This is a genomic window from Micromonospora sp. CNZ285, from assembly GCF_004637285.1.
Genome location: NZ_SPQD01000001.1, coordinates 1,607,845 through 1,629,932, shown reverse-complemented (window position 1 = coordinate 1,629,932; position 22,088 = coordinate 1,607,845). Strand labels below are relative to the sequence as shown.

At 72.3% G+C, this 22,088-nt stretch carries 17 protein-coding genes; 9 read left to right on the top strand and 8 right to left on the bottom strand.

The features are described 5' to 3' along the window. Positions 1 to 175: 175 nt before the first annotated feature. From CLT75_RS07420 to CLT75_RS07390, 7 genes are all read left to right on the top strand, one after another. Positions 176 to 1,234: a LacI family DNA-binding transcriptional regulator gene (locus CLT75_RS07420; protein WP_135240105.1), complete on the top strand. Its 1,059-nt coding sequence runs from the start codon at positions 176 to 178 to the stop codon at positions 1,232 to 1,234. A 117-nt stretch (positions 1,235 to 1,351) separates the two neighbouring features. Next, a complete protein-coding gene (locus CLT75_RS07415) occupies positions 1,352 to 3,028 on the top strand; it encodes an ABC transporter substrate-binding protein (RefSeq protein WP_135240104.1) in 1,677 nt (558 codons plus the stop codon). A gap of 88 nt (positions 3,029 to 3,116) precedes the next feature. Then, entirely contained in the window at positions 3,117 to 4,259 is a 1,143-nt protein-coding gene (locus CLT75_RS07410; protein WP_135240103.1) for an ABC transporter ATP-binding protein, read from the top strand. Beyond that, positions 4,256 to 5,233 (top strand): ABC transporter permease, encoded by a 978-nt coding sequence (locus tag CLT75_RS07405; RefSeq protein WP_013286255.1) that lies wholly within the window; start codon positions 4,256 to 4,258, stop codon positions 5,231 to 5,233. Before CLT75_RS07410 ends, CLT75_RS07405 begins: the two co-directional genes overlap by 4 nt. A gap of 3 nt (positions 5,234 to 5,236) precedes the next feature. Next, on the top strand, positions 5,237 to 6,319 hold the full coding sequence (locus CLT75_RS07400; RefSeq protein WP_135240102.1) for an ABC transporter permease: 1,083 nt from the start codon (positions 5,237 to 5,239) through the stop codon (positions 6,317 to 6,319). Further along, a complete protein-coding gene (locus tag CLT75_RS07395; protein ID WP_135240101.1) occupies positions 6,316 to 7,323 on the top strand; it encodes an ABC transporter ATP-binding protein in 1,008 nt (335 codons plus the stop codon). The genes CLT75_RS07400 and CLT75_RS07395 overlap by 4 nt, the downstream gene beginning before the upstream one ends. Positions 7,324 to 7,362: 39 nt before the next feature. Next, positions 7,363 to 8,775 carry a GH1 family beta-glucosidase gene (locus CLT75_RS07390; protein WP_135240100.1) on the top strand — a complete coding sequence of 471 codons (1,413 nt, stop codon included), beginning with the start codon at positions 7,363 to 7,365 and terminating at the stop codon, positions 8,773 to 8,775. 25 nt (positions 8,776 to 8,800) lie between these two features. Here CLT75_RS07390 and CLT75_RS07385 read toward each other — a convergent pair whose 3' ends face one another. Continuing rightward, positions 8,801 to 10,045 carry an ROK family transcriptional regulator gene (locus CLT75_RS07385; protein WP_135240099.1) on the bottom strand — a complete coding sequence of 415 codons (1,245 nt, stop codon included), beginning with the start codon at positions 10,043 to 10,045 and terminating at the stop codon, positions 8,801 to 8,803. 142 nt (positions 10,046 to 10,187) lie between these two features. Here CLT75_RS07385 and CLT75_RS07380 point away from each other — a divergent pair, with 142 nt between their 5' ends. Continuing rightward, positions 10,188 to 11,573 (top strand): glycosyl hydrolase family 18 protein, encoded by a 1,386-nt coding sequence (locus CLT75_RS07380; RefSeq protein WP_135240098.1) that lies wholly within the window; start codon positions 10,188 to 10,190, stop codon positions 11,571 to 11,573. Between the two features lie 45 nt (positions 11,574 to 11,618). Here the strand turns inward: CLT75_RS07380 and CLT75_RS07375 are convergent, their stop codons facing one another. Then, positions 11,619 to 13,097 carry a M1 family metallopeptidase gene (locus CLT75_RS07375; protein WP_135240097.1) on the bottom strand — a complete coding sequence of 493 codons (1,479 nt, stop codon included), beginning with the start codon at positions 13,095 to 13,097 and terminating at the stop codon, positions 11,619 to 11,621. Between the two features lie 82 nt (positions 13,098 to 13,179). Here CLT75_RS07375 and sthA point away from each other — a divergent pair, with 82 nt between their 5' ends. After that, positions 13,180 to 14,583: a Si-specific NAD(P)(+) transhydrogenase gene (gene sthA / locus CLT75_RS07370; protein ID WP_135240096.1), complete on the top strand. Its 1,404-nt coding sequence runs from the start codon at positions 13,180 to 13,182 to the stop codon at positions 14,581 to 14,583. A 124-nt stretch (positions 14,584 to 14,707) separates the two neighbouring features. On the opposite strand, the gene CLT75_RS07365 is transcribed toward sthA, so the two are convergent. Genes CLT75_RS07365 through CLT75_RS07340 form a run of 6 tightly spaced genes read right to left on the bottom strand, consistent with a single transcriptional unit; the run spans position 14,708 to position 21,920 of the window. Beyond that, positions 14,708 to 16,495: a gamma-glutamyltransferase family protein gene (locus CLT75_RS07365; RefSeq protein ID WP_135240095.1), complete on the bottom strand. Its 1,788-nt coding sequence runs from the start codon at positions 16,493 to 16,495 to the stop codon at positions 14,708 to 14,710. Positions 16,496 to 16,506: 11 nt separating this feature from the next. Beyond that, positions 16,507 to 17,544, bottom strand: a complete 1,038-nt coding sequence (locus CLT75_RS07360; protein ID WP_135240094.1) for an ABC transporter ATP-binding protein — start codon at positions 17,542 to 17,544, stop codon at positions 16,507 to 16,509. After that, the gene (locus CLT75_RS07355) at positions 17,541 to 18,518 is read right to left on the bottom strand and encodes an ABC transporter ATP-binding protein (RefSeq protein ID WP_135243935.1); all 978 of its coding nucleotides are present in this window, start codon (positions 18,516 to 18,518) and stop codon (positions 17,541 to 17,543) included. Before CLT75_RS07355 ends, CLT75_RS07360 begins: the two co-directional genes overlap by 4 nt. Positions 18,519 to 18,559: 41 nt before the next feature. Continuing rightward, positions 18,560 to 19,441, bottom strand: a complete 882-nt coding sequence (locus CLT75_RS07350) for an ABC transporter permease (protein WP_135240093.1) — start codon at positions 19,439 to 19,441, stop codon at positions 18,560 to 18,562. Next, positions 19,438 to 20,382 (bottom strand): ABC transporter permease, encoded by a 945-nt coding sequence (locus tag CLT75_RS07345; protein ID WP_135240092.1) that lies wholly within the window; start codon positions 20,380 to 20,382, stop codon positions 19,438 to 19,440. The genes CLT75_RS07350 and CLT75_RS07345 overlap by 4 nt, the downstream gene beginning before the upstream one ends. Next, positions 20,382 to 21,920: an ABC transporter substrate-binding protein gene (locus CLT75_RS07340; protein WP_135240091.1), complete on the bottom strand. Its 1,539-nt coding sequence runs from the start codon at positions 21,918 to 21,920 to the stop codon at positions 20,382 to 20,384. Before CLT75_RS07340 ends, CLT75_RS07345 begins: the two co-directional genes overlap by 1 nt. Positions 21,921 to 22,088 lie beyond the last annotated feature (168 nt).

Sequence of the window (22,088 nt, the reverse complement as noted above, 5' to 3'; positions counted from 1 at the left end):
CGCCATGATCGGCGGAGTCGCAGCCCGGGCACTTTTTTCAAGGCTCGAACTTAGTAGTACATCGTTATCCAATTGTGATTGACGTGACTGACGCCACTTGGGTTGACTGCCACGGAACCGCTTCCGCAACCGGTTCCGAAACACCCCGCTCATCCCTGCGACCCGGGAGCGTCACGTGCCGATCACCATCGCCGACGTCGCCACCCGCGCCGGGGTGAGCAAGACGACGGTCTCCCGGGTGCTGAACGGCAAGGGCGAGGTGCACGTCCGTACCGCCGACCGGGTCCGCGCCGTGATCAGCGACCTCGGGTACGTGCCGAGCGCCCGCGCGGTCGGGCTGGCCCGGGGTCGTACCCGGGTGGTCGGGATGCTGGTCCCGGCGCTGACCTGGCCCTGGATGGGCGAGGTGCTCCAGGGCGCGGCCGACGTGGTCGAGGCCGCCGGCTACGGCATGCTGCTGTTCACCTGCACCCACGGCGACGAGTCGATGCGCCGGTTCGCCTCCCAGGTCTCGGCCAAGTCGTTCGACGGCCTGCTCGTGGTCGAGCCGGAGGGGACGCTCGACTACATCACCGAGCTGCACCGGCGCGGCCTGCCGGTCATCCTCATCGACGACCGGGGCCACCAGCCCGGCTTCCCGTCGGTGCGGACCACGAACGAGGCGGGCGCGCGGGCCGCCGCCGCGCACCTGCTGGCGCTCGGCCGGCGACGGCCGCTCGTCGTCACCGGCCTGCGCCGGTTCGGCTGCACCCGGGAACGGCTCGCCGGGTTCGCCGGCGCCTACGCCGACGCGGGCGTACCGGTCGAGCCGGACCGGGTGGTGGAGGGCGACTTCACCTTCGAGTGCGGGCGCACGGCGGTGCGGCGGCTGCTCGCCGACGGCGTACCGTTCGACGCCGTCTTCGCCCACAACGACCTGTCCGCGGCCGGGGCGTTGCAGGCGCTGCGCGACGCCGGGCGGCGCGTCCCGCAGGACGTGGCGGTGGTCGGCTTCGACGACCTTCCGCTGGCCGGGCACACCCACCCGCCGCTGAGCTCCGTGCGCCAACCCCTGCGGGAGATGGGTACGGCCGCGGCCCGCCTGCTCATCGGGCACCTCGCCGGCACGCCGCTGCCGGACACCCCGACCGTCATCCCCACCGGCTTCACCGCCCGCGACTCGACGACCACGAGCGACCCGACCGCACCGGACTCGACAGACGCGCGGGAGCCGACGGGCGCCCGCGTCACCTGACCCCACCCCGCCGTACCGGCGATCACGCCGGCGGGCCCGCCCGCCGGTGGCACCACCGCACACCCTCCATCCACCACATCCCGCCCGAGGACTGCGGGACCACCGAGGGAGACCTCCATGAGAAGACGGCAACTCCTCGCCCTCGCGCTGGCCGGCGCGATGGTCACCGGCGCCGCCGCCTGCGGCGACAGCCCGAACGCGAACAAGAAGAGCGGCCAGGCCGCGACGGTGTTGAACGTCGGCATGCCCAACGGCCCGCAGGCGGAGAACAACAACCCGTTCCTCACCACCTCGGCAGCCGCGTCGCTCGGCTACCGGTGGCAGATCTACGAGCCGCTGATGATGTGGAACCCGGTCAAGCCGGCCGAGCCGTTCAAGCCGTGGCTGGCCACCAAGGCCGAGTGGTCATCGGACTACAAGACGGTCAAGGTGACCATCCGGGAGAACGCCACCTGGTCCGACGGGCAGAAGGTCACCGCCGAGGACGTCGCCTTCACCTACAACCTGGTGAAGAAGTTCCCGGCGCTCAACGACCAGGGCGTGCCGTACACCGACGCCGTGGCCAGCGGCAACGAGGTCACCATCTCGATGGCCAGCCCGCAGTTCGTCAATCAGCAGAAGGTGCTGTGGCGGGTGCCGATCGTGCCGAAGCACCTGTGGGAGAAGATCGCCGACCCGGCCACCGACCCGGTGAAGCAGCCGGTCGGCAGCGGCCCGTACACGCTGAAGTCGTTCACCCCGGCGACCACGACGCTCTCCGTACGCGACAGCGGCTACTGGCAGGACCCGCCGAAGGTCAAGGAGCTGCGGTACACCTCCTACACCGACAACAGCGCGCAGACCACCGCGCTCGCCAACGGCGAGTCGGAGTGGAGCTTCGTCTTCATCCCGAACTACCAGACCGTGTTCGTGGCGAAGGACCAGAAGAACCACAAGATGTGGGCGCCGCCGGTGCTCGGCATCCACGGCCTCTACGTGAACACCACGAAGAAGCCGTTCGACGACCCGACGCTGCGCAAGGCCATGAACATGGTGATCGACCGGGCGGACATCTTCACCACCGCCGAGGCCGGCTACTTCCACCCCGAGGTCAAGAGCGTGACCGGCCTGCCCAGCCCGGCCGGTGACTCGTTCATCGCGCCCGAGTACAAGGGCCAGGAGCACAAGGTCGACGTCGAGGGCGCCAAGGCGCTGCTCACCGGCGCCGGCTACAAGCTCGACGGCACCACGCTGAAGGACAAGAGCGGCAAGCCGGTCACGATCCGGCTCACCGACCCGGCCGGCTGGTCCGACTACCAGACCAGCCTGGAGATCGTGAAGGGCAACCTGGCGAAGATCGGCATCGCGGCGACCGTCGACAAGGCCAACCAGGACGCCTGGTTCCGCAACGTCGAGCAGGGCAACTTCGAGGCCACGTTCCGGTGGACCGAGTCCGGCGCCACGCCGTACGACATCTACCGGACCATCATGGACGGCCGCGTGCTCAAGCCGATCGGCACCGCCTCCCCGGCGGGCAACTTCGGCCGGTTCCAGAGCAAGGAGGCCACCGACGCGCTGGTGTCGTACGCCAACGCCACCGACGACGCCACCCGCACCACGGCGATGGCCACCCTGCAGAAGATCTTCGTCGAGCAGGTGCCGATGATCCCGGTCGGCGCGGACAACATCGGCGGCGCGTACAGCACGAAGAACTGGACCGGCTGGCCGGACGACTCGAACCCGTACGGCGCGCTCCAGCCCACCCAGCCCAACGCGGTGGACGTGGTGCTGCACCTCAAGCCGGCCGCCGGCTGACCCGCCGCCGCCGGCCCGGCCACGATCCCCCCGGCCGGGCCGGCGGCGCCCGCCCATCGCTTCGGCAACCCTGAGACAGGAATGCGGCATGACGTTGACCGAGAGCGCACCAGCGCCGGCCGACGAGGTGGTGCTGGAGGCCGTCGGCCTGACCAAGCACTTCCCCGTCCGCCGGCGGCTGCGTGACCTCCTCTCCCGCACCCCGGCGGTGGTGCACGCCGTCGACGACGTATCGATCGCGCTGCGCCGTGGCCGGGTGACAGCGCTCGTCGGCGAGTCCGGCTCCGGCAAGTCCACAGTCGCCCGGCTGCTGGCCCAGCTCTACCCGCGCACCGCCGGTGACATCCGGCTGCACGGCCGCTCGACCCGGGTACGCGGCGGGCGCCGGTTCCGGGCGTACGTGCGCCGGGTGCAGCTGATCCTGCAGGACCCGTTCGCGTCGCTGAACCCGGTGCACACGGTCCGCTACCACCTGACCCGGTCGCTGCGCATCCACGGCAACGCCGGGACCGGGCCGGACGGGTTGGAGAAGGCGCTCGCCGACCTGCTTGCCCGGGTCGCGCTCACCCCGCCGGAGCGCTACCTCGACGCGTTCCCGCACGAGCTGTCCGGCGGGCAGCGCCAGCGCGTGGCGATCGCGCGGGCGCTCGGCGCCGACCCCGAGGTGCTGCTCGCCGACGAGCCGGTGTCGATGCTCGACGTGTCGATCCGCCTCGGCGTGCTCAACCTGCTCCAGGACCTCAAGGATCGGCTCGACCTGGCCATCCTCTACATCACCCACGACATCGCCTCGGCCCGCTACTTCGCCGACGAGACGATCGTCATGTACGCCGGGCGGATGGTCGAGGGCGGCGACAGCGAGACGGTCACCCAGCGCCCGGCCCACCCGTACACCCGGTTGCTCATCGAGTCGGCGCCGGATCCGGAGCGGATCACCGGCGCGGGCGGCGACGGCGCGGCGGCGGGCGAGCGGGGTCACGGCGAGCCACCGAGCCTGATCCGCCCGCCGGCCGGCTGCCGGTTCCACCCGCGTTGCCCGGCGGCCATGCCGCGCTGCGCCACCGACCTGCCGCCGCCGATCCCGGTCGACGACGCGCCCGGCCACTGGGCGGCGTGCTGGCTGTACGACGCGGACACCGTCGCCACGGAGAAGCCGGCGAACGCGGAGCAGCCAGCGAACGTGGAGACGGTGGCAGACGCGGAGAAGGCCGGAACGGAGGCGGCCCGATGAGGTTCCTGCTGCAACGGGTGGCCTTCTACCTGTTCACCGCCTGGGCGGCGATCACGCTCAACTTCTTCATCCCGCGGATGGTGCCCGGCGACCCCGTCCAGTCGCTGATCTCCCGCAACCAGGGCCGGATCAGCGCCGACGCGATCGCCTCGCTGCGGGTGCTGTTCGGGCTGGACTCCGACCGCTCGCTGTGGGAGCAGTACGTCGCCTACTGGGGGCAGCTCCTGCACGGCGACCTGGGCCTGTCGTTCACGTTCTTCCCCGCCCCGGTGTCGCAGGTGATCGGCGACAGCCTGCCGTGGACCGTCGGCCTGGTCGGCGTCACCACGATCGTCAGCTTCCTGCTCGGCACCGCGCTCGGCGTCGGCGCCGGCTGGCGGCGCGGCTCGTGGATCGACGGGCTGCTGCCGGCCACCACGTTCCTGTCGTCGATCCCGTACTTCTGGCTCGGCCTGGTCGCGATCGCGCTGTTCGCCGGGCCGGGCAGCTTCTTCCCCTCCTCCGGCGGCTACGAGCCGGGCCTGGTGCCGGCGTTCGACGCGTACTTCGTGCCGAGCGCGATCCAGCACAGCATCCTGCCCGCGGCGACCATCCTGGTGTCGTCGATGAGCGGCTGGATCCTCAGCATGCGCAACATGATGGTGACTGTCGCCAGCGAGGACTACATCACCGTGGCGCACGCCAAGGGGCTGTCCGAGCGCCGGGTGGCGCTCAGCTACGCCGCCCGTAACGCGCTGCTGCCGAACGTGTCCGGGTTCGCGCTGTCGCTCGGTTTCATCGTCGGCGGCACGCTGCTCGTGGAGATCGTCTTCTCGTACCCGGGCCTGGGGTTCCAGCTCTTCCAGGCCGTCGGCGCGAAGGACTATCCGCTGATGCAGGGCATCTTCCTGATCATCACGATCTCGGTGCTGGTGGCGAACCTGCTCGCCGACGTGGCGTACCTGCTCCTCGACCCGCGGACCCGAAAGAGCTGAGCGATGACACTCTCCCCGTCCAGCATCGAGCAGGTCATCCCCGGCCAGGGGGCGATGGCGCAGCCGTCGGCCCGGGCACGCCGCCGCCGGTTCCGCTTCGTCGCCAACGCCAAGGCCGCGACCGGCCTGGCCGTCCTCGGGGTGTACGTGCTCCTGGCGGTGATCGGGCCGTGGATCGCGCCGTACGACCCGGACGCGCGCAGCGCCGACGTGCTCCAGGCGCCCTCGGCCCGGCACTGGTTCGGCACCACCCACCTCGGGCAGGACATCTTCAGCCAGATCCTGGTCGGCGCGCGCAGCGTCATGGTGGTGGGCCTGATCGCCGGCGTGCTCGCCACGATCCTGTCCATCCTCATCGGCGTGACCTCCGGCTACCTGGGCGGCGCGGCCGACGAGGGCCTGTCGGCGGTGTCGAACGTGTTCCTGGTGATCCCGGCGCTGCCGCTGATCATCATCGTCACGTCCCTGGTCGACCAGGCCAGCGACATGCTCGTGGCGCTCATCATCGGCCTCACCTCGTGGGCGTGGGGCGCCCGGGTACTGCGCGCCCAGACGCTGTCGCTGCGCCGCCGCGACTACGTCGAGGCCGCCCGCGCCACCGGCGAGCGGACCTGGCGGATCATCGGCTTCGAGATCCTGCCCAACCTGACCGCGATCATCGCCTCCGGCTTCGTCGGCACCGTCATCTTCGCGGTGATGTCGGAGATCACCCTGGCGTTCATCGGCATCTCGTCGATGACGTCGTGGAACTGGGGCACGATCCTGTTCTGGGCGCAGGGACAGCAGGCCCTGGCGCAGGGCGCCTGGTGGTGGTTCGTGCCGGCCGGGCTGGCCATCGCGCTGCTCGGCACCGCGCTCGCGCTGATCAACTTCGGCATCGACGAGTTCGTGAGCCCGCGGCTGCGCACCGGCGGCCGGACCCGGATCCGTACCGCCGACGGCCGCGTCGTCGCGATGCGCGTCGGCTTCACCCCGGTGCTCGCGCCGGTCACCGCGACGGTGCCCATGCAGGCGCGCGACGCCGACGGCCGGCCGCCCGCCGACGCCGTCGGGCCGCCCGCCGACGAGAAAGGGAAGCGCGCATGAGCGACCAGGTGCTGGAGATCCGCGGGCTGTGCGTCGACTACGGCGTCGGCGCGGACGCGGTCCGCGCGGTCCGCGACGTCGACCTGACGCTGCACCGCGGCGAGGTGCTCGGCCTGGCCGGGGAGAGCGGCAGCGGCAAGTCCACGCTCGCCTACGGGCTGACCCGGTTGCTGCCCCCGCCCGGCGTGGTCAGCGGCGGCCAGGTCATCTACCACCCGGCCGACGGCCCGCCGGTCGACGTGCTCACGCTCAGCCCGGCGAAGCTGCGCGAGTTCCGCTGGGCGGAGACGTCGATCGTGTTCCAGGGCGCGATGAACTCGCTCAACCCGGTGCACAAGGTCTCCACCCAGCTGCTCGACGTGATCCGGGCACACGAGCCGAAGAGCACGGCGGCGAGCCGGTCGGCCCGCGCCAGGGAGCTGCTGCGCCTGGTCGGCATCTCCTCCGACCGGCTGGACAGCTACCCGCACCAGCTCTCCGGCGGCATGCGGCAACGGGTCATGATCGCGATGGCGCTGGCGCTGGAACCGCAGGTGGTCATCATGGACGAGCCGACCACCGCGCTGGACGTGGTGATGCAGCGGCAGATCCTCGGCCAGCTCGCCGAGCTGCGCGAACGCCTCGGCTTCGCGGTGCTGTTCATCACCCACGACCTGTCGCTGCTCGTCGAGTTCTCCGACCGCATCGCGATCATGTACGGCGGCCGGATCGTCGAGGAGGCGCCGGCCGCCCGGCTGTACCGGGAACCGCTGCACCCGTACACCGAGGGGTTGCTGCACTCGTTCCCGGCGCTGCACGGACCGCGCCGCGAGCTGACCGGCATCCCCGGCTCCCCGCCGGACCTGCGCGCCATGCCGTCCGGCTGCGCGTTCCATCCCCGCTGCCCGAAGGCGTTCGACGGGTGCGACGAGCAGGTGCCGGTGCTCGGCGCCCCGCGCGTCGACGACCCGGCGCGGGCCGTCGCGTGCCGGCTGCACCCGGCCGTCGCGCCCCTGTCCCGCTGACCCGCCCGACACCACCACCCGCTACCCGCGAGGAGAACCATGGACACCGATCTCACCCGCTCGTCGTCAGTCGCCGACGCGGACCCGATCGACACGCTGCCGCCGACCTTCCGGTGGGGGGTGGCGACGTCGTCGTACCAGATCGAGGGCGCGGTGGCCGAGGACGGCCGCACCCCGTCCATCTGGGACACGTTCTGCCGGGTGCCGGGCGCGGTGGCGAACGGCGACAACGGCGACGTGGCGTGCGACCACTACCACCGGATGCCGCAGGACGTCGCGCTCATCGCGGACCTGGGACTGGACACGTATCGGTTCTCGGTGGCGTGGCCCCGCGTGCAGCCGGGCGGGCGCGGGCCGGCGAACGTGGCCGGGCTGGCCTTCTACGACCGGCTGGTGGACGAGCTGCTCGGCCGGGGCGTCGAGCCGTGGGTGACGCTGTACCACTGGGACCTGCCGCAGGAGCTTGAGGACGCGGGCGGCTGGCCGAACCGGGACACCGCGTACCGGTTCGCCGACTACGCGGAGCTGGTCTTCGCCGCGCTCGGCGACCGGGTCCGCACCTGGACCACGCTCAACGAGCCGTGGTGCTCGGCGATGCTCGGGTACGCCTACGGCGACCACGCCCCGGGCCGGCGGGACCTTGGCGACGGCATCGCCGCTGCGCACCACCTGCTGCTCGGGCACGGGCTGGCGACACGGCGGCTGCGCGAGGCGGCCCGGTCCCCGATCGAGCTGGGCCTGACGCTGAACCTGTCCACCGCCGACCCGGAGACCGGCAGCGCGGCGGACCGGGACGCGGCGCGGGCCGCCGACGGGCTGGCCAACCGGCTCTACCTCGACCCGGTGCTGCGCGGGGAGTACCCGCAGGACGTGATCGCGGACCTGGCCGCCGAGGGGGTACGCATCCCCGTGCAGGACGGTGACCTGGACGTCATCGCCACCCCGATCGACGTGCTCGGGGTCAACTACTACTTCGGGCAGCTGCACTCCGGCGTGGACGAGCAGGGCCGGGACCGCGACGACGACGGCAAGCCGGTGCGCCGGGTGGTCCGCCGTGACCTGCCGCGTACCGCGATGGACTGGGAGATCGTGCCGGAGTCCTTCACCGACCTGCTGGTGCGGCTGCACCGCGACTACCCGGGCACGCCCATGGTGATCACCGAGAACGGCGCCGCGTTCGACGACGAGCCGGACGCCGACGGGTTCGTGAACGACGACGACCGGGTCGGCTTCCTCACCGAGCACCTGCGGGCGGTGGCACGCGCCCGGGCCGCCGGGGCGGACGTGCGCGGCTACTTCGCCTGGTCGCTGCTGGACAACTTCGAGTGGGCGTACGGCTACGACAAGCGGTTCGGCATCGTCCGGGTCGACTACGACACGCAGCGCCGCACCCCCAAGCGCAGCGCGCTGTGGTACCGGGACACCGTGCGGCGGGTCCGCGGGCAGCGCTGACGTCGCCGCGTGGGGGCCGGGCCGGTCAGTGACGCCGGCCCGGCCCCCACGCCGGGCCCGGGCGGGCGGCCGGGTCGCGGGGCACGCCGCCGTCGCGCAGCAGCCGGGTCATCGGCAGGGTGGCCGCGCCCATCGCGACCGCGTCCGGTCCGAGCCGGCACAGCTCGATCGAGGTCTGCGCGTACGGCTGCCGCAGCGCGTGCCGCGCGGTGGCCTCGCGGATCGCGGGCAGGTGCCGTTCGCCCAGGGCCAGCCCGGCCCAGCCGCCGAGCACCACCCGCTCCGGGTTGAACAGGTTGACCAGGTTCGCCACCCCGGCGCCCAGGTAGCCGACCGTCTCGTCGATCACCTTCGCGGCCGTGCTGCCGGTGGAGCGCAGCAGCTCACCGAAGGCGGTCTCCTCGTCCGCGCCGGGCGCCGGGCGGCCCCGGTTGGCCTGGCGGAACCGGTCCAGCACCGCCTCCGCCCCGACGTACGCCTCCAGGCAGCCGAGGTTGCCGCAGCGGCAGCGGCGGCCCCCGTACACGATGGTGGTGTGGCCCCACTCCCCGGCGCTGCTGTGCGCGCCGCGGTAGCCGACGCCGTCGGCGACCACGCTCGCGCCGACGCCGGAGCCGACCAGGGCGACCACCGCGTGCCGGACGCCGCGGCCGGCGCCGAACCACATCTCGGCCTGGCCGAGCGTCTTCGCACCGTTGTCCACGTGCACCGGTACGTCGGTGCCGGCGCGCAGCATCGCGCCGAGCGGCACGCCGTCCCAGCCGAGCGTCTGGGCGTGCACGACGGCGTCGGCGGTGCGTTCGACGGTGCCGGCGACGGCGACGCCGAAGCCGAGCACCGCGGCCGGGTCGACGCCCGCCTGCTCGGTGACGGCGGCGAGGCCGTGCCGCAGGTGGGCGGCGACCCGCTCGGGGTCGGGGTCGGCGGCGGTGATCGGGTACTCGGCCTTGGCCAGCGCGGTCATGCTCAGGTCGAACAGCTCCACCTGGACGCGGGTCTCGCCGACGTCGGCGCCGACCAGGTAGCCGTAGCCGGGTGCGACGCGCAGCAGCACGCGCGGGCGGCCGCCGTCGGACTCGACCGAGCCGGCCTCCTCGACCAGACCCTCGTTGATCATCTCGCCGACCAGGTTGCTGACGCTGGCCAGGCTCAGCGCGGTGGACTGGCCCAGCTCGTGCCGGCTGAGCGGGCCGTCCAGCCAGATCCGGGTCAGCAGGACCGACCTGTTGGCCCGGCGCATGTCGCGCACCGTGGTGCGTCTGGCGTCCACGTCCGCCGCCGTCCTTCCCGGCCGCCCGCGGGCGGCTTTCGTTCCTGCGTCACGCCCTGAGCGGGGTGGTGACAGGGTACGCCGCATTTACACTTAACAAAGTTAACTGATAACCTCCGGCGCATCGATGAGGAGGTATGTCATGCGACTCGGACGTGGGATGACCGCTCTGCTCGGTGGCGTCGCGCTGCTCGCCGCCACCGCCGCCGCCCTGCCCGCCACCGCCGCCACACCGACCGGCGCCGTGGGCGCGCTCGTCGCGTGTGACGCGCCGGCCTGGGCCGAGGGCGTCACCTGGACCGCCGGCAGCCGGGTGACCTACGGCAGCCGGCTCTACCAGGCGCTCGTCACGCACACCCCGCCGGCCGGGGCGGGCTGGAACCCGGCCGCCGTACCGGCGCTCTGGACCGACCTCGGCGCCTGCACCGGCGGCACACCGTCGCCGAGCCCCACCACCCGACCGCCGTCGCCCTCCCCCACCGCCTCCCCTTCCCCGACCGCTTCCCCCACGCGGACGCCGACGCCCACGCCCACGCCCACCGCGTCGTCCAGCCCGACCACCCCGGGCGGTGACACCTGCACGCTGCGGTCCCGGCCGACCGGCAAGGTGCTCCAGGGCTACTGGGAGAACTGGGACGGCGCCGCGAACGGCGTACACCCCGGCCTCGGCTGGATCCCGATCACCGACTCCCGGATCACCGGCCACGGCTACAACGTGGTGACCGCAGCATTCCCGGTCATCCGCGCCGACGGCACCGTGCTCTGGGAGGACGGCATGGACGCCGGCGTCAAGGTGCCCACCCCGGCGCAGGTGTGCCAGGCCAAGGCCGCCGGGCTCACCGTGCTGCTGTCCATCGGCGGCGCCACCGCCGGCATCGACCTCAGCTCCAGCGCTGTCGCCGACCGGTTCGTCGCCACCGTCGTACCGATCCTCAAGCGGCACAACTTCGACGGCATCGACATCGACATCGAGACCGGCCTGACCGGCAGCGGGAACATCAACCAGCTCTCCCCCTCGCAGGCCAACCTGATCCGGATCATCGACGGGGTGCTGGCCCAGATGCCGGCCGGCTTCGGGCTCACCATGGCGCCGGAGACCGCGTACGTCACCGGCGGCAGCGTCACCTACGGCTCGATCTGGGGCGCGTACCTGCCGATCGTGAGGAAGTACGCCGACAACGGGCGGCTGTGGTGGCTGAACATGCAGTACTACAACGGCTCGATGTACGGCTGCGCCGGTGACTCGTACCCGGCCGGCACCGTGGCCGGTTTCGTCGCGCAGACCAACTGCCTCGACGCCGGCCTGGTCATCCAGGGCACCACCATCCGCGTACCGCTGGACCGGCAGGTCCCCGGGCTGCCCGCGCAGGTCGGCGCCGGCGGCGGCTACATGAGCCCGGCGCTGGTGGCTCAGGCGTGGAACACCTACCAGGGGCGCCTGAAGGGCCTGATGACCTGGTCGGTCAACTGGGACGGGTCGAAGGGCTGGACGTTCGGCGACAACGTCCGCTCGCTCCAGGGCCGCTGAGACGCGGCGCGGGGCCCCGCCGGACGGGCGGGGCCCCGCGCCGGGTCAGCCGATCTTCTTCGGGGTGATCTTCTTCGGCGTGGTCGGCGAGTCCAGCCAGGCGTTGATCAGCGCGGTGAAGTCCCGGCCGGTCTGCTTGTTGACGAAGGCGATGAACGAGGCCCGGTCCTGCGGTGTGTTGCGCTGCTCCTGGACCCAGGCGCGGGCCAGCGCGAAGAACGCCTTGTCGCCCACCGTCCGGTGGATCTCGCGCAGCATCGCCGCCGGGCACAGGTAGACGTTGCCCTCGGCGAACCGCTTCGGGTCGGGCCGGCCGGGCGGGCCCAGCTTCTTGCGCAGGACGGCGTCACCCTCGCGCAGGTACCGGTCCAGGCTGGCTTCGCTGAGCTTCTGCGTCTCCTTCGTGTACAGGTCCTGGATGTACGTCGCCCAGCCCTCGTTCAGCCACAGGTCCGTCCAGGTGGTGGGCGTGACCGAGTTGCCGAACCACTGGTGGGCGTACTCGTGCATCAGGTCGCTGCCCCAGCGGTCCCGGCGGGCCGCGGTGTTCTCGATCTTCCGGCCCATCGTGATCATCTGCTGGGTCTCCATGCCCGACGCCGAGTCCACCACCACGACGCCGCCGGAGGGGAACGGGTACGGGCCGAACTTCTTCTCCAGCCAGGTCAGGTACTGCGGGGACTTCTTCAGGTACGGCAGCAGCTTGTCGTCCGCGCCCTTGCGGTACCAGTAGGTCAGCGGCACGCCGCGCGGCCCCGCCGCGGTCAGCTTCTGGTACTTCCCCACCGCGAGCGTGGTCAGGTACGTCGCGACCGGGTCGGTGCTGCGGTAGCTGAACGTGGTGCCGGACTGACCGGCGGGCGTGCCGCCGGCGATCGCGGACCAGCCCGCCGGCACCGTCACCCGGATGTCGTAGAGCGCCTCGTCCGACGGCTGGTCGTTCGCCGGGTACCAGGTGAACGCCCCGAACGGCTCCTGCATGGTCCAGAGGCCGCCCTCCTTGGTGACGGTGAGGCCCAGGGCCTCGGTGTCCTTGCGGTGCGACGGCATCGGGGTCGTCTTCGGCCGGCCGTGGTAGGTGACCACCAGGGTCACCGGCTCGTCCGCCACCACCGGGGCGGACACGGTCAGCTTCTCCTTCGCCACCGCGCCGGGAACCGTCGCGCCGTCCAGTGTGACGCTGTCGACCTGGTAGGGCATGAAGTCGAGGACCAGGTTCGGCGCGTCCTTCACCGGCCGGATCCGCAGCGTGGCGGTGCCGGTGAGGGTGGTGGTCGACGGCGCCCACTCCAGCGCGAGGTCGTAGTGCAGGACGTCCAGCGCGTCGGTGCCCCGGGCCGGATAGACCGGGTCGGCCACCGGCGTCGACCGCCCCGCCTGCCAGGCGGCGTAGTCGACGGCGGGGGCGGTCGGGCTCGGCGGGGTGGAGGCCGAGGGGGTCGCGGCCGGGGCGGCGGGGGTCGTGGTGCACCCGGCGACGAGCAGCGGTCCGAGGAGCATGATCAGGGTTACGGGGCGGCGCATCAGCGCACCCTACGGCAGTGATCAGCTTTCGTGGGGGCGTCTCGGCTGGCACCGGTTGCGAGACCCTGCCAGGCTGTCGCTCGTGTATGACTACGACCTGCTGGTGCTGGGCTCCGGACCGAGTGGACAGAAGGCGGCCATCGCCGCGGCCAAGCTGGGCCGCCGCGTCGCGATCGTGGACCGCCGCGACATGCTCGGCGGCGTGTGCATCAACACCGGCACCGTGCCCTCCAAGACCCTGCGCGAGGCGGTGCTCTACCTGACCGGCCTGAGCCAGCGCGACCTCTACGGCAGCAGCTACCGGGTCAAGGAGGACATCACCGTCGCCGACCTGGCCGCCCGCACCCAGCACGTGATCACCCGGCAGACCGACGTCATCCGCAACCAGCTGGCCCGCAACAAGGTCTCGCTGATCACCGGCACCGGCCGGTTCGCCGACGCCCACTCCGTCTGGGTGGACGCCGGCTCCGGCCGGGAGACCCGGGTCAGCTTCGACAAGGCGGTCGTCGCCGCCGGCACCCGCCCGGCCCGCCCGGACAGCGTCGACTTCGACGACCGGACCATCGTCGACTCCGACGGCGTGATCAACCTCCAGGCAGTCCCGCGCAGCATGGTCGTGGTCGGCGCCGGGGTGATCGGCATGGAGTACGCGTCCCTGTTCGCCGCGCTCGGCACCAAGGTGACAGTGGTCGAGCGCCGCCCGCGGATGCTCGACTTCTGCGACGAGGAGATCGTCGAATCGCTGAAGTACCACCTGCGGGACCTGTCGGTGACCTTCCGCTTCGGCGAGGAGGTGGCCGCCGTGGAGAAGCACCGCAGCGCCGCGCTCTGCATCCTGCGCAGCGGCAAGAAGATCGTCGCGGACACGGTGATGTACTCGGCCGGCCGCCAGGGGCAGACCGACGACCTCGCGCTGGAGGCGGCCGGGCTGACCGCCGACCACCGGGGCCGGATCACCGTCGACGCCGACTACCGCACCGCCGTCGACAACATCTACGCCGTCGGCGACGTGATCGGCTTCCCCGCGCTGGCGTCCACCTCGATGGAACAGGGTCGCCTGGCCGCCCAGCACGCCTGCGGCGAGCCGGCGCGCGGCATGTCGGACCTGCAACCGATCGGCATCTACACCATTCCGGAGATCAGTTTCGTCGGGAAGACCGAGGAGGAGCTGACCGAGGCGTCGGTCCCGTTCGAGGTGGGCATCGCCCGCTACCGGGAGCTGGCCCGGGGGCAGATCGTCGGCGACTCGTACGGGATGCTGAAACTGCTGGTCTCACCCGAGGACGGCCGGCTGCTCGGGGTGCACGTGTTCGGCACCGGCGCCACCGAGATCGTCCACATCGGGCAGGCGGTGATGGGCTGCGGCGGCACGGTCGACTACCTGCTGGACGCGGTCTTCAACTACCCGACGCTGGCCGAGGCGTACAAGGTGGCGGCCCTCGACGCCGCCAACAAGATCCGCAACATAACCCGGATCAACGACTGACCCGCCCCCCGCCCTGCCCCCTCCCCGGCGATCTTGCACTTGCGGCCCGGCGAACGCCCGTTATGCCAGTTACGCCGGGGCCACAAGTGCAAGATCAACGCAGGCGAGGGGCGGGAGGGTGGGGTCAGCGGCCTGTGGCGTAGCCCTGGGCGCCTCGGGGGTTGGCCGCGGCGGACAGGAGCCCGGTGCGCGGGTCGCGTGTCACCGCGCACATGCGGCCCAGGCTCCACGGGTCGGACAGGCGGACGGTGTGGCCCCTGGCGCGCAGGCCGGCCAGCACGTCCGGGTCGATCCGGTCCTCCAGCACCAGCACGCCGGGCTCGACCTCGCGCGGGTAGAACGACGCGGGGAAGCTGGTCGTGTGCCACGTCGGGGCGTCGATCGCCTCCTGCAACTCCTGCCCGCCGGCCAGGTGCCGCAGCAGGAACAGCAGCTGCCACTGGTCCTGCTGGTCGCCGCCGGGCGTGCCGCAGGCCATCACCGGCTCGCCGTCGCGCAGCACGAGCGTCGGGCTGAGCGTGGTACGCGGACGCCGGCCCGGCCGCAGCGTCGAGGCGAGCCCCTCCTCCAGCCAGCACATCTGCAACCGGCTGCCGAGCGGGAAACCCAGCTCCGGGATGGCGGGCGAACTCTGCAGCCAGCCGCCGCTGGGCGTGGCGGAGATGATGTTGCCCCACCGGTCCACCACGTCGACGTGGCAGGTGTCGCCGCGGGTCACTCCGTCGGCCCGGACCGTGGGTTCGCCGGTGCTCGGGTCCTGCGGCACGGCCCCGCGACGCACGTCGGCGTGCAGGTGGGACGGGAGCCGGGGCGGCTCGCCCGCCGGGCTGCCGGGGCGCAGCGTCGTGTCGGCACGGTCGCCGACCAGCGCGGCCCGCGCACGGGCGTACTCGGCGGACAGCAGCGCGGAGGCCGGAACGTCGGTGTCGCCGTACCACGCCTCCCGGTCGGCGAACGCGAGCTTCAGCGCCTCGTCCTGCGCGTGGATGCCCTCCAGGCTCGACGGGTCGTGGACACGCGGGTCGTCGAGCGCGTCCAGGACGGCCAGCGTCTGGAGCAGCACTGGGCCCTGACCCCAGAAGCCGGTCTTGGCGATCGTGTGCCCGTGCCAGTCCAGCGTGACCGGTTCCTCCCAGGTGGCCGACCATCCGGCCAGGTCGTCGCCGGTGACCAGCCCGGCGTGCGCGCGCCCGCTGGAGTCGCGGAACGGCAGCCGGCTGAACGCGTCGATCGCCTCGGCGACGAAACCCTCCCGCCAGGCGCGCCGGGCCGCCTCGATCTGCGCCTCCCGGTCCGCACCGGCGGCCCGTCCCGCGTCGACGAGGCGGCGCAGCGTGTCCGCGTACGCCGGGTTGGTGACCATCTCCCCCGACGCGGGCGGGCGGCCGTCGCGGAGCCAGAGGCGCGCGGAGGTCGGCCAGTGGTCGGTGAACAGCGACCGGACCCGCGCGACGGTCTGCCCGGCCGGGCCGACCAGCGGGTGGCCGGCGGCGGCGTAGCCGATCGCCGGTTCCAGCACCTCGGCGAGCGTGCGGGTGCCGTGGTCGCGCAGCAGCAACAGCCAGGCGTCGACGGCGCCCGGCACGACGGCGGCGAGCGGACCGGCGCCGGGGACGAGGTCCAGGCCGAGCGACCGGAAGTGCGCCACAGTCGCGGCGGCGGGGGCCGGGCCCTGGCCGCACAGCACCCGCGGCGTGGGGTCGGTCGCGGTGGCGAGGATCGCGGGCACCTCACCGGCCGGGCCGTTGAGGTGCGGCTCCACGACGTGCAGCACGAACCCGGCGGCCACCGCGGCGTCGAAGGCGTTGCCGCCGCGTTCCAGCACACCCATCGCGGACTGGCTGGCCAGCCAGTGCGTGGACGAGACCATGCCGAACGTGCCGCGCAGCGTCGGCCGGGTGGTGAACGTCATCGGCGGTGAGCCTACGCCGTGCCGGCGGCGTCCGCGCGCGTCGTCGCGCCCTCCTCCCCCGGGCCGGCGTCGCGCTCGCCGTCGAGCGGGAACAGGCACGCGGCGTGGTGACCAGGGCCCACCTCGGCCGGCGCCGGGTCGGTCTCGGCGCACGCGGGGCGGGCCTGGGGGCATCGGGTACGGAAGCGGCAACCGCTCGGCGGGTCCACCGGGCTCGGGATGTCGCCGGTGAGCACGATCCGGCGGCGCTCCCGCTCGACGCGGGGGTCTGCTACCGGCACCGCGGAGAGCAGCGCTGCCGTGTAGGGGTGGGCCGGGTGCCGGTAGATCCGCTCGGGTGGGCCGGTCTCGACGATGCGGCCCAGGTACATCACCGCGATCCGGTCGCTCATGTGCTCGACGGCGGCCAGGTCGTGCGCGATGAACAAATAGGTCAGCCCCAGGTCGCGTTGCAGGTGCCGGAGCAGGTTCATGATCTGCGCCTGCACGCTCAGGTCCAGCGAGGCGATCGGCTCGTCCAGGACGATCAGGTCCGGCTCCCCGGCCAGCGCGCGGGCCACACCGACGCGCTGGCGCTGGCCGCCGGACAGCTCGTGCGGATAGCGGCCGGCGGTGTCGGCGCGCAGGCCGACCAGGTCCAGCAGCTCCGCGACCCGGGCCCGCCGGGCGGCGGCGGAGCTGGCGAGCCGGTGCACGATCAGCGGCTCGGCGATGCTGTCGCCGACCGTCCGGCGGGGATCCAGCGACGCCTGCGGGTCCTGGAAGACCATCGCCACGTGGCGGCGGGTCGCGCGCAGGCGGCGGCGCGACCAGCGGGTCACGTCCTCGCCCGCCACCCGGACCCGTCCGGCGGTCGGGTCGACCAGCCGCAGCAGCGCCAGACCGGCGGTGGACTTGCCGCTGCCCGACTCGCCCACCAGCCCGAGTGTCTCGCCCCGGCGTACGGCGAGACTGACGCCGTCCACCGCGCGAACCGTGCCGGCCGGGGTCGGGAAGTGCACCTTCAGGTCGTCCAGTTCGGCGACCACGTCCGGGGTGTCGGCGCTCATCCGGCCTCTCCACGGTAGAAGGTGCGGACCGTGTGCCCGTCGCCGACCGGCGTCAGCGGCGGCAGTTCGTGCTCGCAGCGGGGGTCGGCGCGGACCGGGCAGCGCGGCCAGAACGCGCAGCCGGGCGGTAGGTCCAGCGGGCTCGGCGGCGACCCGGGGATCGCGACGAGGTCCTCGCCGCGCCGGGACGGGTCCGGCCGGGCCGCCAGCAGCGCCCGGGTGTACGGATGGGTGGGCGTGTCGAACACCGCGTCGACGGGGCCCTGCTCGACGATCCGCCCGCCGTACATGACCGCGACGGTGTCTGCGATGCCTGCCACCACGCCCAGGTCGTGGGTGACCCAGACGACTGCGGTGCCCAGCCGTGCCTGGAGGTCCGCGACCAGTTCGATGATCTGCGCCTGCGTGGTGACGTCGAGCGCGGTGGTCGGCTCGTCGGCGATCAGCAGGTCCGGCTCGCAGGCGAGCGCCATCGCGATGGCGACGCGCTGGCGCATGCCGCCGGAGAACTGGTGCGGGTACGCGTCGACGCGCCGCGCGGCCGACGGGATGCCCACCAGCTCCAGCAGCTCCACCGCCCGGTCACGGGCGGCGCGGCGGGTCAGCCCGAGGTGTTCCTCGGCCGCCTCGGTGACCTGCCGGCCCACCGGCAGCACCGGGTTGAGCGAGGTCATCGGGTCCTGGAAGACGAACCCGACGTGCCGGCCGCGGACCTTGCGGCGGCGGTCGTCGGGCAGCGCGGTCAGTTCCGTGTCGAGCAGCCGGACCCGGCCGGTGACTGTGGCGGCGCGCGGCGCGAGGCCGGTGGCGGCGAGCAGGGTCATGCTCTTGCCGCTGCCGGACTCGCCGACCAGCGCGAACGTCTCCCCCTGCCGCACCTGCCAGGACACCCCGGCGACGGCACGGACCGGGCCGCGACGGGTGCCGACGGTGACGGTGAGGTCGTCCACTGACAGCACCGTCGCGTCGGTCATGGGATGCCGGCGCTGGCTCGGCATGCGGTCGGTGCGCTCGCTCATGGGGTACTCCTGCGGGCCTCGCCCAGGGTGAGCTGGCGCGGGTCGAGCACGTCGCGCAGCGCGTCGCCGACCAGGTTGAACGCCAGCACGGTGAGGAAGATCGCCGCGCCCGGGAACACGCCCAGCCACCACGCGTCGGTGACGAAGCCGCGCCCGTCGAACAGCATCCGGCCCCAGGCGGGTGCGGGCGGCTGGATGCCGAGGCCGAGGAAGGACAGCGCGGCCTCGGAGAGGATCGCGAACGCCAGCGACAGCGACGTCTGCACGATCAGCGGCGCGGCGATGTTCGGCAGCACGTGCCGGCGCATGATGCGCAGGTCGGACGCGCCGATGGAGACGGCGGCCCGGACGAACACCTGCTCGCGTACGGAGAGCACGCCGGCGCGGGTGATCCGGGCGAAGATGGGCGTGTAGACCACGCCGATCGCGACCATGGCGGTGAGCAGGCCGGGGCCGAGCACCGCCACGATGGCGACCGCCAGCAGCAGCACCGGAAACGCGAACAGCACGTCCATGCAGCGCATGAGCACGCTGTCCAGCCAGCCCCGGTAGTAGCCGGCGAACAGCCCGAGCGTCACGCCCGCGACCAGCGCGATGCCGACACTGACGGCGCCGACCTGCAGTGACACGCGGGCGGCGACGAGCACCCGGCTGAGCACGTCGCGGCCCAGCTCGTCGGTGCCGAACGGGTGCGCGCCGCTGGGCGGGCGCAGCATCTGGTCCACGTCGACGTCGTTGACGCCGGCCGGTGCGAGCCACGGGCCGGCAACGCCGACCACCACAAGCAGCACGAGCACCATGGTGCCGCCGACGGCGAGCGGGTCGCGGCGCAGCGCGTCCAGGACGCGGCGTCCGGTGCTCTCGGTCGTGGCGCTCACTTGACCGTGATCCTCGGGTCGAGGCGGGCGTAGAGGATGTCCACCAGCAGGTTGACCAGCAGGAACAGCGCCGCCACCAGCAGCACCGCGCCCTGCAGGACGGGATAGTCGCGGGCCTGCACGGCGTCGAAGGTGAGCCGGCCGATGCCGGGCCAGGCGAACAGCACCTCGATCACGATGACGCCGCCGAGCAGGCTGGCGAGCTGCACCGCGACCACAGTGACCACCGGGATGAGCGCGTTGCGCAGCACGTGCCGCATGATCACCACCCGGTTGCGCAGCCCTTTCGCCTCGGCGGTCCGCACGTAGTCGGCGGAGAGCACCTCCAGCACGGAGGAGCGGATGAACCGGGTGAGGATCGACGCGGTGACCAGGCCGACGGTGACCGCCGGCAGCGCCACGTGGGTGGCCCACCTGCCGGGGTCGTCGGTCAGCGCCACGTAGCCGGAGGGGGGCAGCCAGCCGAGCACCCCGGCGAACAGCAGGATGCCCATGATGCCCATCCAGAAGTCCGGCACGGAGACGCCGAACTGGCTGAACACGCGGGCGGCGTGGTCGACGGCGGAGCCGCTGCGTACCGCCGCGACGATGCCCAGCGGGAACGCGACGAGCAGCGCGAACACCACGGCGGTGACGGCGAGGGACAGCGTGGCGGGCAGCCGTTCCAGCACGATAGCGCTCACCGGCTGGCCGGTGCGGAAGCTGACCCCCAGGTCACCGGTGAGCGCGTGCCCCAGGTAGCTGGCGTACTGCACCGGCAGCGGCTGGTCGAGGCCCGCCCGTTCCCGCAGCGCCTCGTACGTCTGCGGATCGAACCGGGTGCCGAGCGCCACCCGGACCGGATCGCCCGGCACCAGTTGCAGCAGCAGGAACACCACGAGCGTGACGCCGACCAGCACGACCGCCGACTGGAGGACCCGCCGCAGGACGAAGCGGGCCATCACTTGGCCAGGGCGACCGACCGGAACCGGATCGCCCGGTCGGTGCGCACGTCGTAGCCGGAGACCTTCTTCGACCAGCCCTGCACCACGTCCGGGTTGTAGAGGTAGAGGTAGCTGGCGTCGTCGACGATCTGCTTCGCCGCCTGCTCGTACGCCTGCTTGCGGGCGCCCTGGTCGGTCTGGGTGCGGGCATCGTCGAGCAGCTTGTCCACCGCCGGGTTCTTGTACTTGTGGAAGTTGAACGTGCCGCCGCTGTGGTGCTGGGCGTAGTAGAACTCGTCCGGGTCGATGTTGCCGAGCCAGCCGAGCATGAACCCGTCGAAGTTGCCCTTCGCCTGCTCGTCGAGCCACTGGGCGAAGTCCAGCGTACGGATCTTGACGGTGATGCCGACGTCCTTGAGCTGCGCGGCGATGACCTGCGCGGCGGTGACCGTCTCCGGGTACTCGCTGGTGACCATCAGATCCATGGTCAGGTTGCTCACGCCGGCCTGGCCGAGCATCTGCTTCGCCTTGCCCGGGTCGTGGCTGTAGGGCGCGTAGTCGTAGTAGAACGCGCTGGCCTTCGGGATGGCGGTCTGGTTGACGGTGGCCAGCCCGAACTTCGCGGCCTTGGTGATCGCCTCGCGGTCCAGCGCGTACCCGACGGCGCGCCGCACCTCGGGGTTGTCGAACGGCTTGCGGGCCTCGTTGAGCGCCACGTACCAGTAGTCGGTGGAGGCCGCCGACTTCACCACCGGGTCGTCGCCGTCCTGCAACGACTTCACCTGCTGCGGCGGCAGGTTGTCGGTCCACTGGACCTGGCCGCTGCGCAGGTTCTGCAGCGCCACCGTCGGGTCCTTGACGAAGGTGAACGTGACGCCGTCCAGCTTCGGCTTGTCCCCCCAGTACGAGTCGTTGCGGACCAGCTTGACGCTGTCGCCGGAGGTGTAGCCGGCCACCTTGAACGGGCCGCTGCCGACCGGCGCGGTCTTCACCGCGCCGGACTCGACGTTGGACTTCTCCACGATCGCCACGCCCTTGAAGCCGCCCAGGTTGGCGAGCAGGTTCGGCGTGGGCGCGCTCAGCGTCACCACCACTGTGGCCGGGTCGGGCCCGGTGACCGACTTGACGGTGGCGAACTTGTACGCGTTGTTCAGCTTCTCCTTGATGATCCGCTCGTACGAGTAGACGACGTCCTCGGAGGTCAGCGGCGACCCGTCGGAGAACTTGACGCCCTCGCGCAGCGTGAACGTCCAGGTGAGCTGGTCGTCGCTGGTGGTCCACTTCGTCGCGAGCGACGGCACCATCTTCAGGTCGGCGTCCGGCTCGACGAGCGTGTCGTAGACGTTCTCCAGCACCTGGAAGCTGTAGTACGCCGAGGTCTTGTGCGGGTCGAGCTGGTCCGGCTCGCCGCCGATCGCGGCGTTGAGGACACCACCGGCGCCGCCGGCGTTCCCCCCGCCGCCGACGTCGACCGCCTCGCCTCCGGTGCATCCGGACAGGACGCCGACGGTCAGTGTGAGTGCGGCGCCGAGCACGCCGAGCTTTTTCCTGGACACAGGCCCCCCTAGCCACTTCCCGGACAAAAGAAAGTTTCGGCGAGTCTTATCTCCGAGCCGGATGATGTCAAACGAAACCAGTCAAATTGACAGGTCGGCGGGCGCTTGCCGGTGCGGAGTGAACGGTGGTTCAATCCGGGCCCCGACCCGATCCGCCACCTGCGCTGG

Excerpts from the sequence above, each read along its gene's own strand:
- CLT75_RS07415 (WP_135240104.1), top strand. The coding sequence starts at position 1,352 with ATGAGAAGACGGCAACTCCTCGCCCTCGCGCTGGCCGGCGCGATGGTC.
- CLT75_RS07410 (WP_135240103.1), top strand. The coding sequence starts at position 3,117 with ATGACGTTGACCGAGAGCGCACCAGCGCCGGCCGACGAGGTGGTGCTG.
- CLT75_RS07405 (WP_013286255.1), top strand. The coding sequence starts at position 4,256 with ATGAGGTTCCTGCTGCAACGGGTGGCCTTCTACCTGTTCACCGCCTGG.
- CLT75_RS07400 (WP_135240102.1), top strand. The coding sequence starts at position 5,237 with ATGACACTCTCCCCGTCCAGCATCGAGCAGGTCATCCCCGGCCAGGGG.
- CLT75_RS07395 (WP_135240101.1), top strand. The coding sequence starts at position 6,316 with ATGAGCGACCAGGTGCTGGAGATCCGCGGGCTGTGCGTCGACTACGGC.
- CLT75_RS07390 (WP_135240100.1), top strand. The coding sequence starts at position 7,363 with ATGGACACCGATCTCACCCGCTCGTCGTCAGTCGCCGACGCGGACCCG.
- CLT75_RS07380 (WP_135240098.1), top strand. The coding sequence starts at position 10,188 with ATGCGACTCGGACGTGGGATGACCGCTCTGCTCGGTGGCGTCGCGCTG.
- CLT75_RS07375 (WP_135240097.1), bottom strand. The coding sequence starts at position 13,097 with ATGCGCCGCCCCGTAACCCTGATCATGCTCCTCGGACCGCTGCTCGTC.
- CLT75_RS07365 (WP_135240095.1), bottom strand. The coding sequence starts at position 16,495 with ATGACGTTCACCACCCGGCCGACGCTGCGCGGCACGTTCGGCATGGTC.
- CLT75_RS07360 (WP_135240094.1), bottom strand. The coding sequence starts at position 17,544 with ATGAGCGCCGACACCCCGGACGTGGTCGCCGAACTGGACGACCTGAAG.
- CLT75_RS07355 (WP_135243935.1), bottom strand. The coding sequence starts at position 18,518 with ATGACCGACGCGACGGTGCTGTCAGTGGACGACCTCACCGTCACCGTC.
- CLT75_RS07345 (WP_135240092.1), bottom strand. The coding sequence starts at position 20,382 with ATGGCCCGCTTCGTCCTGCGGCGGGTCCTCCAGTCGGCGGTCGTGCTG.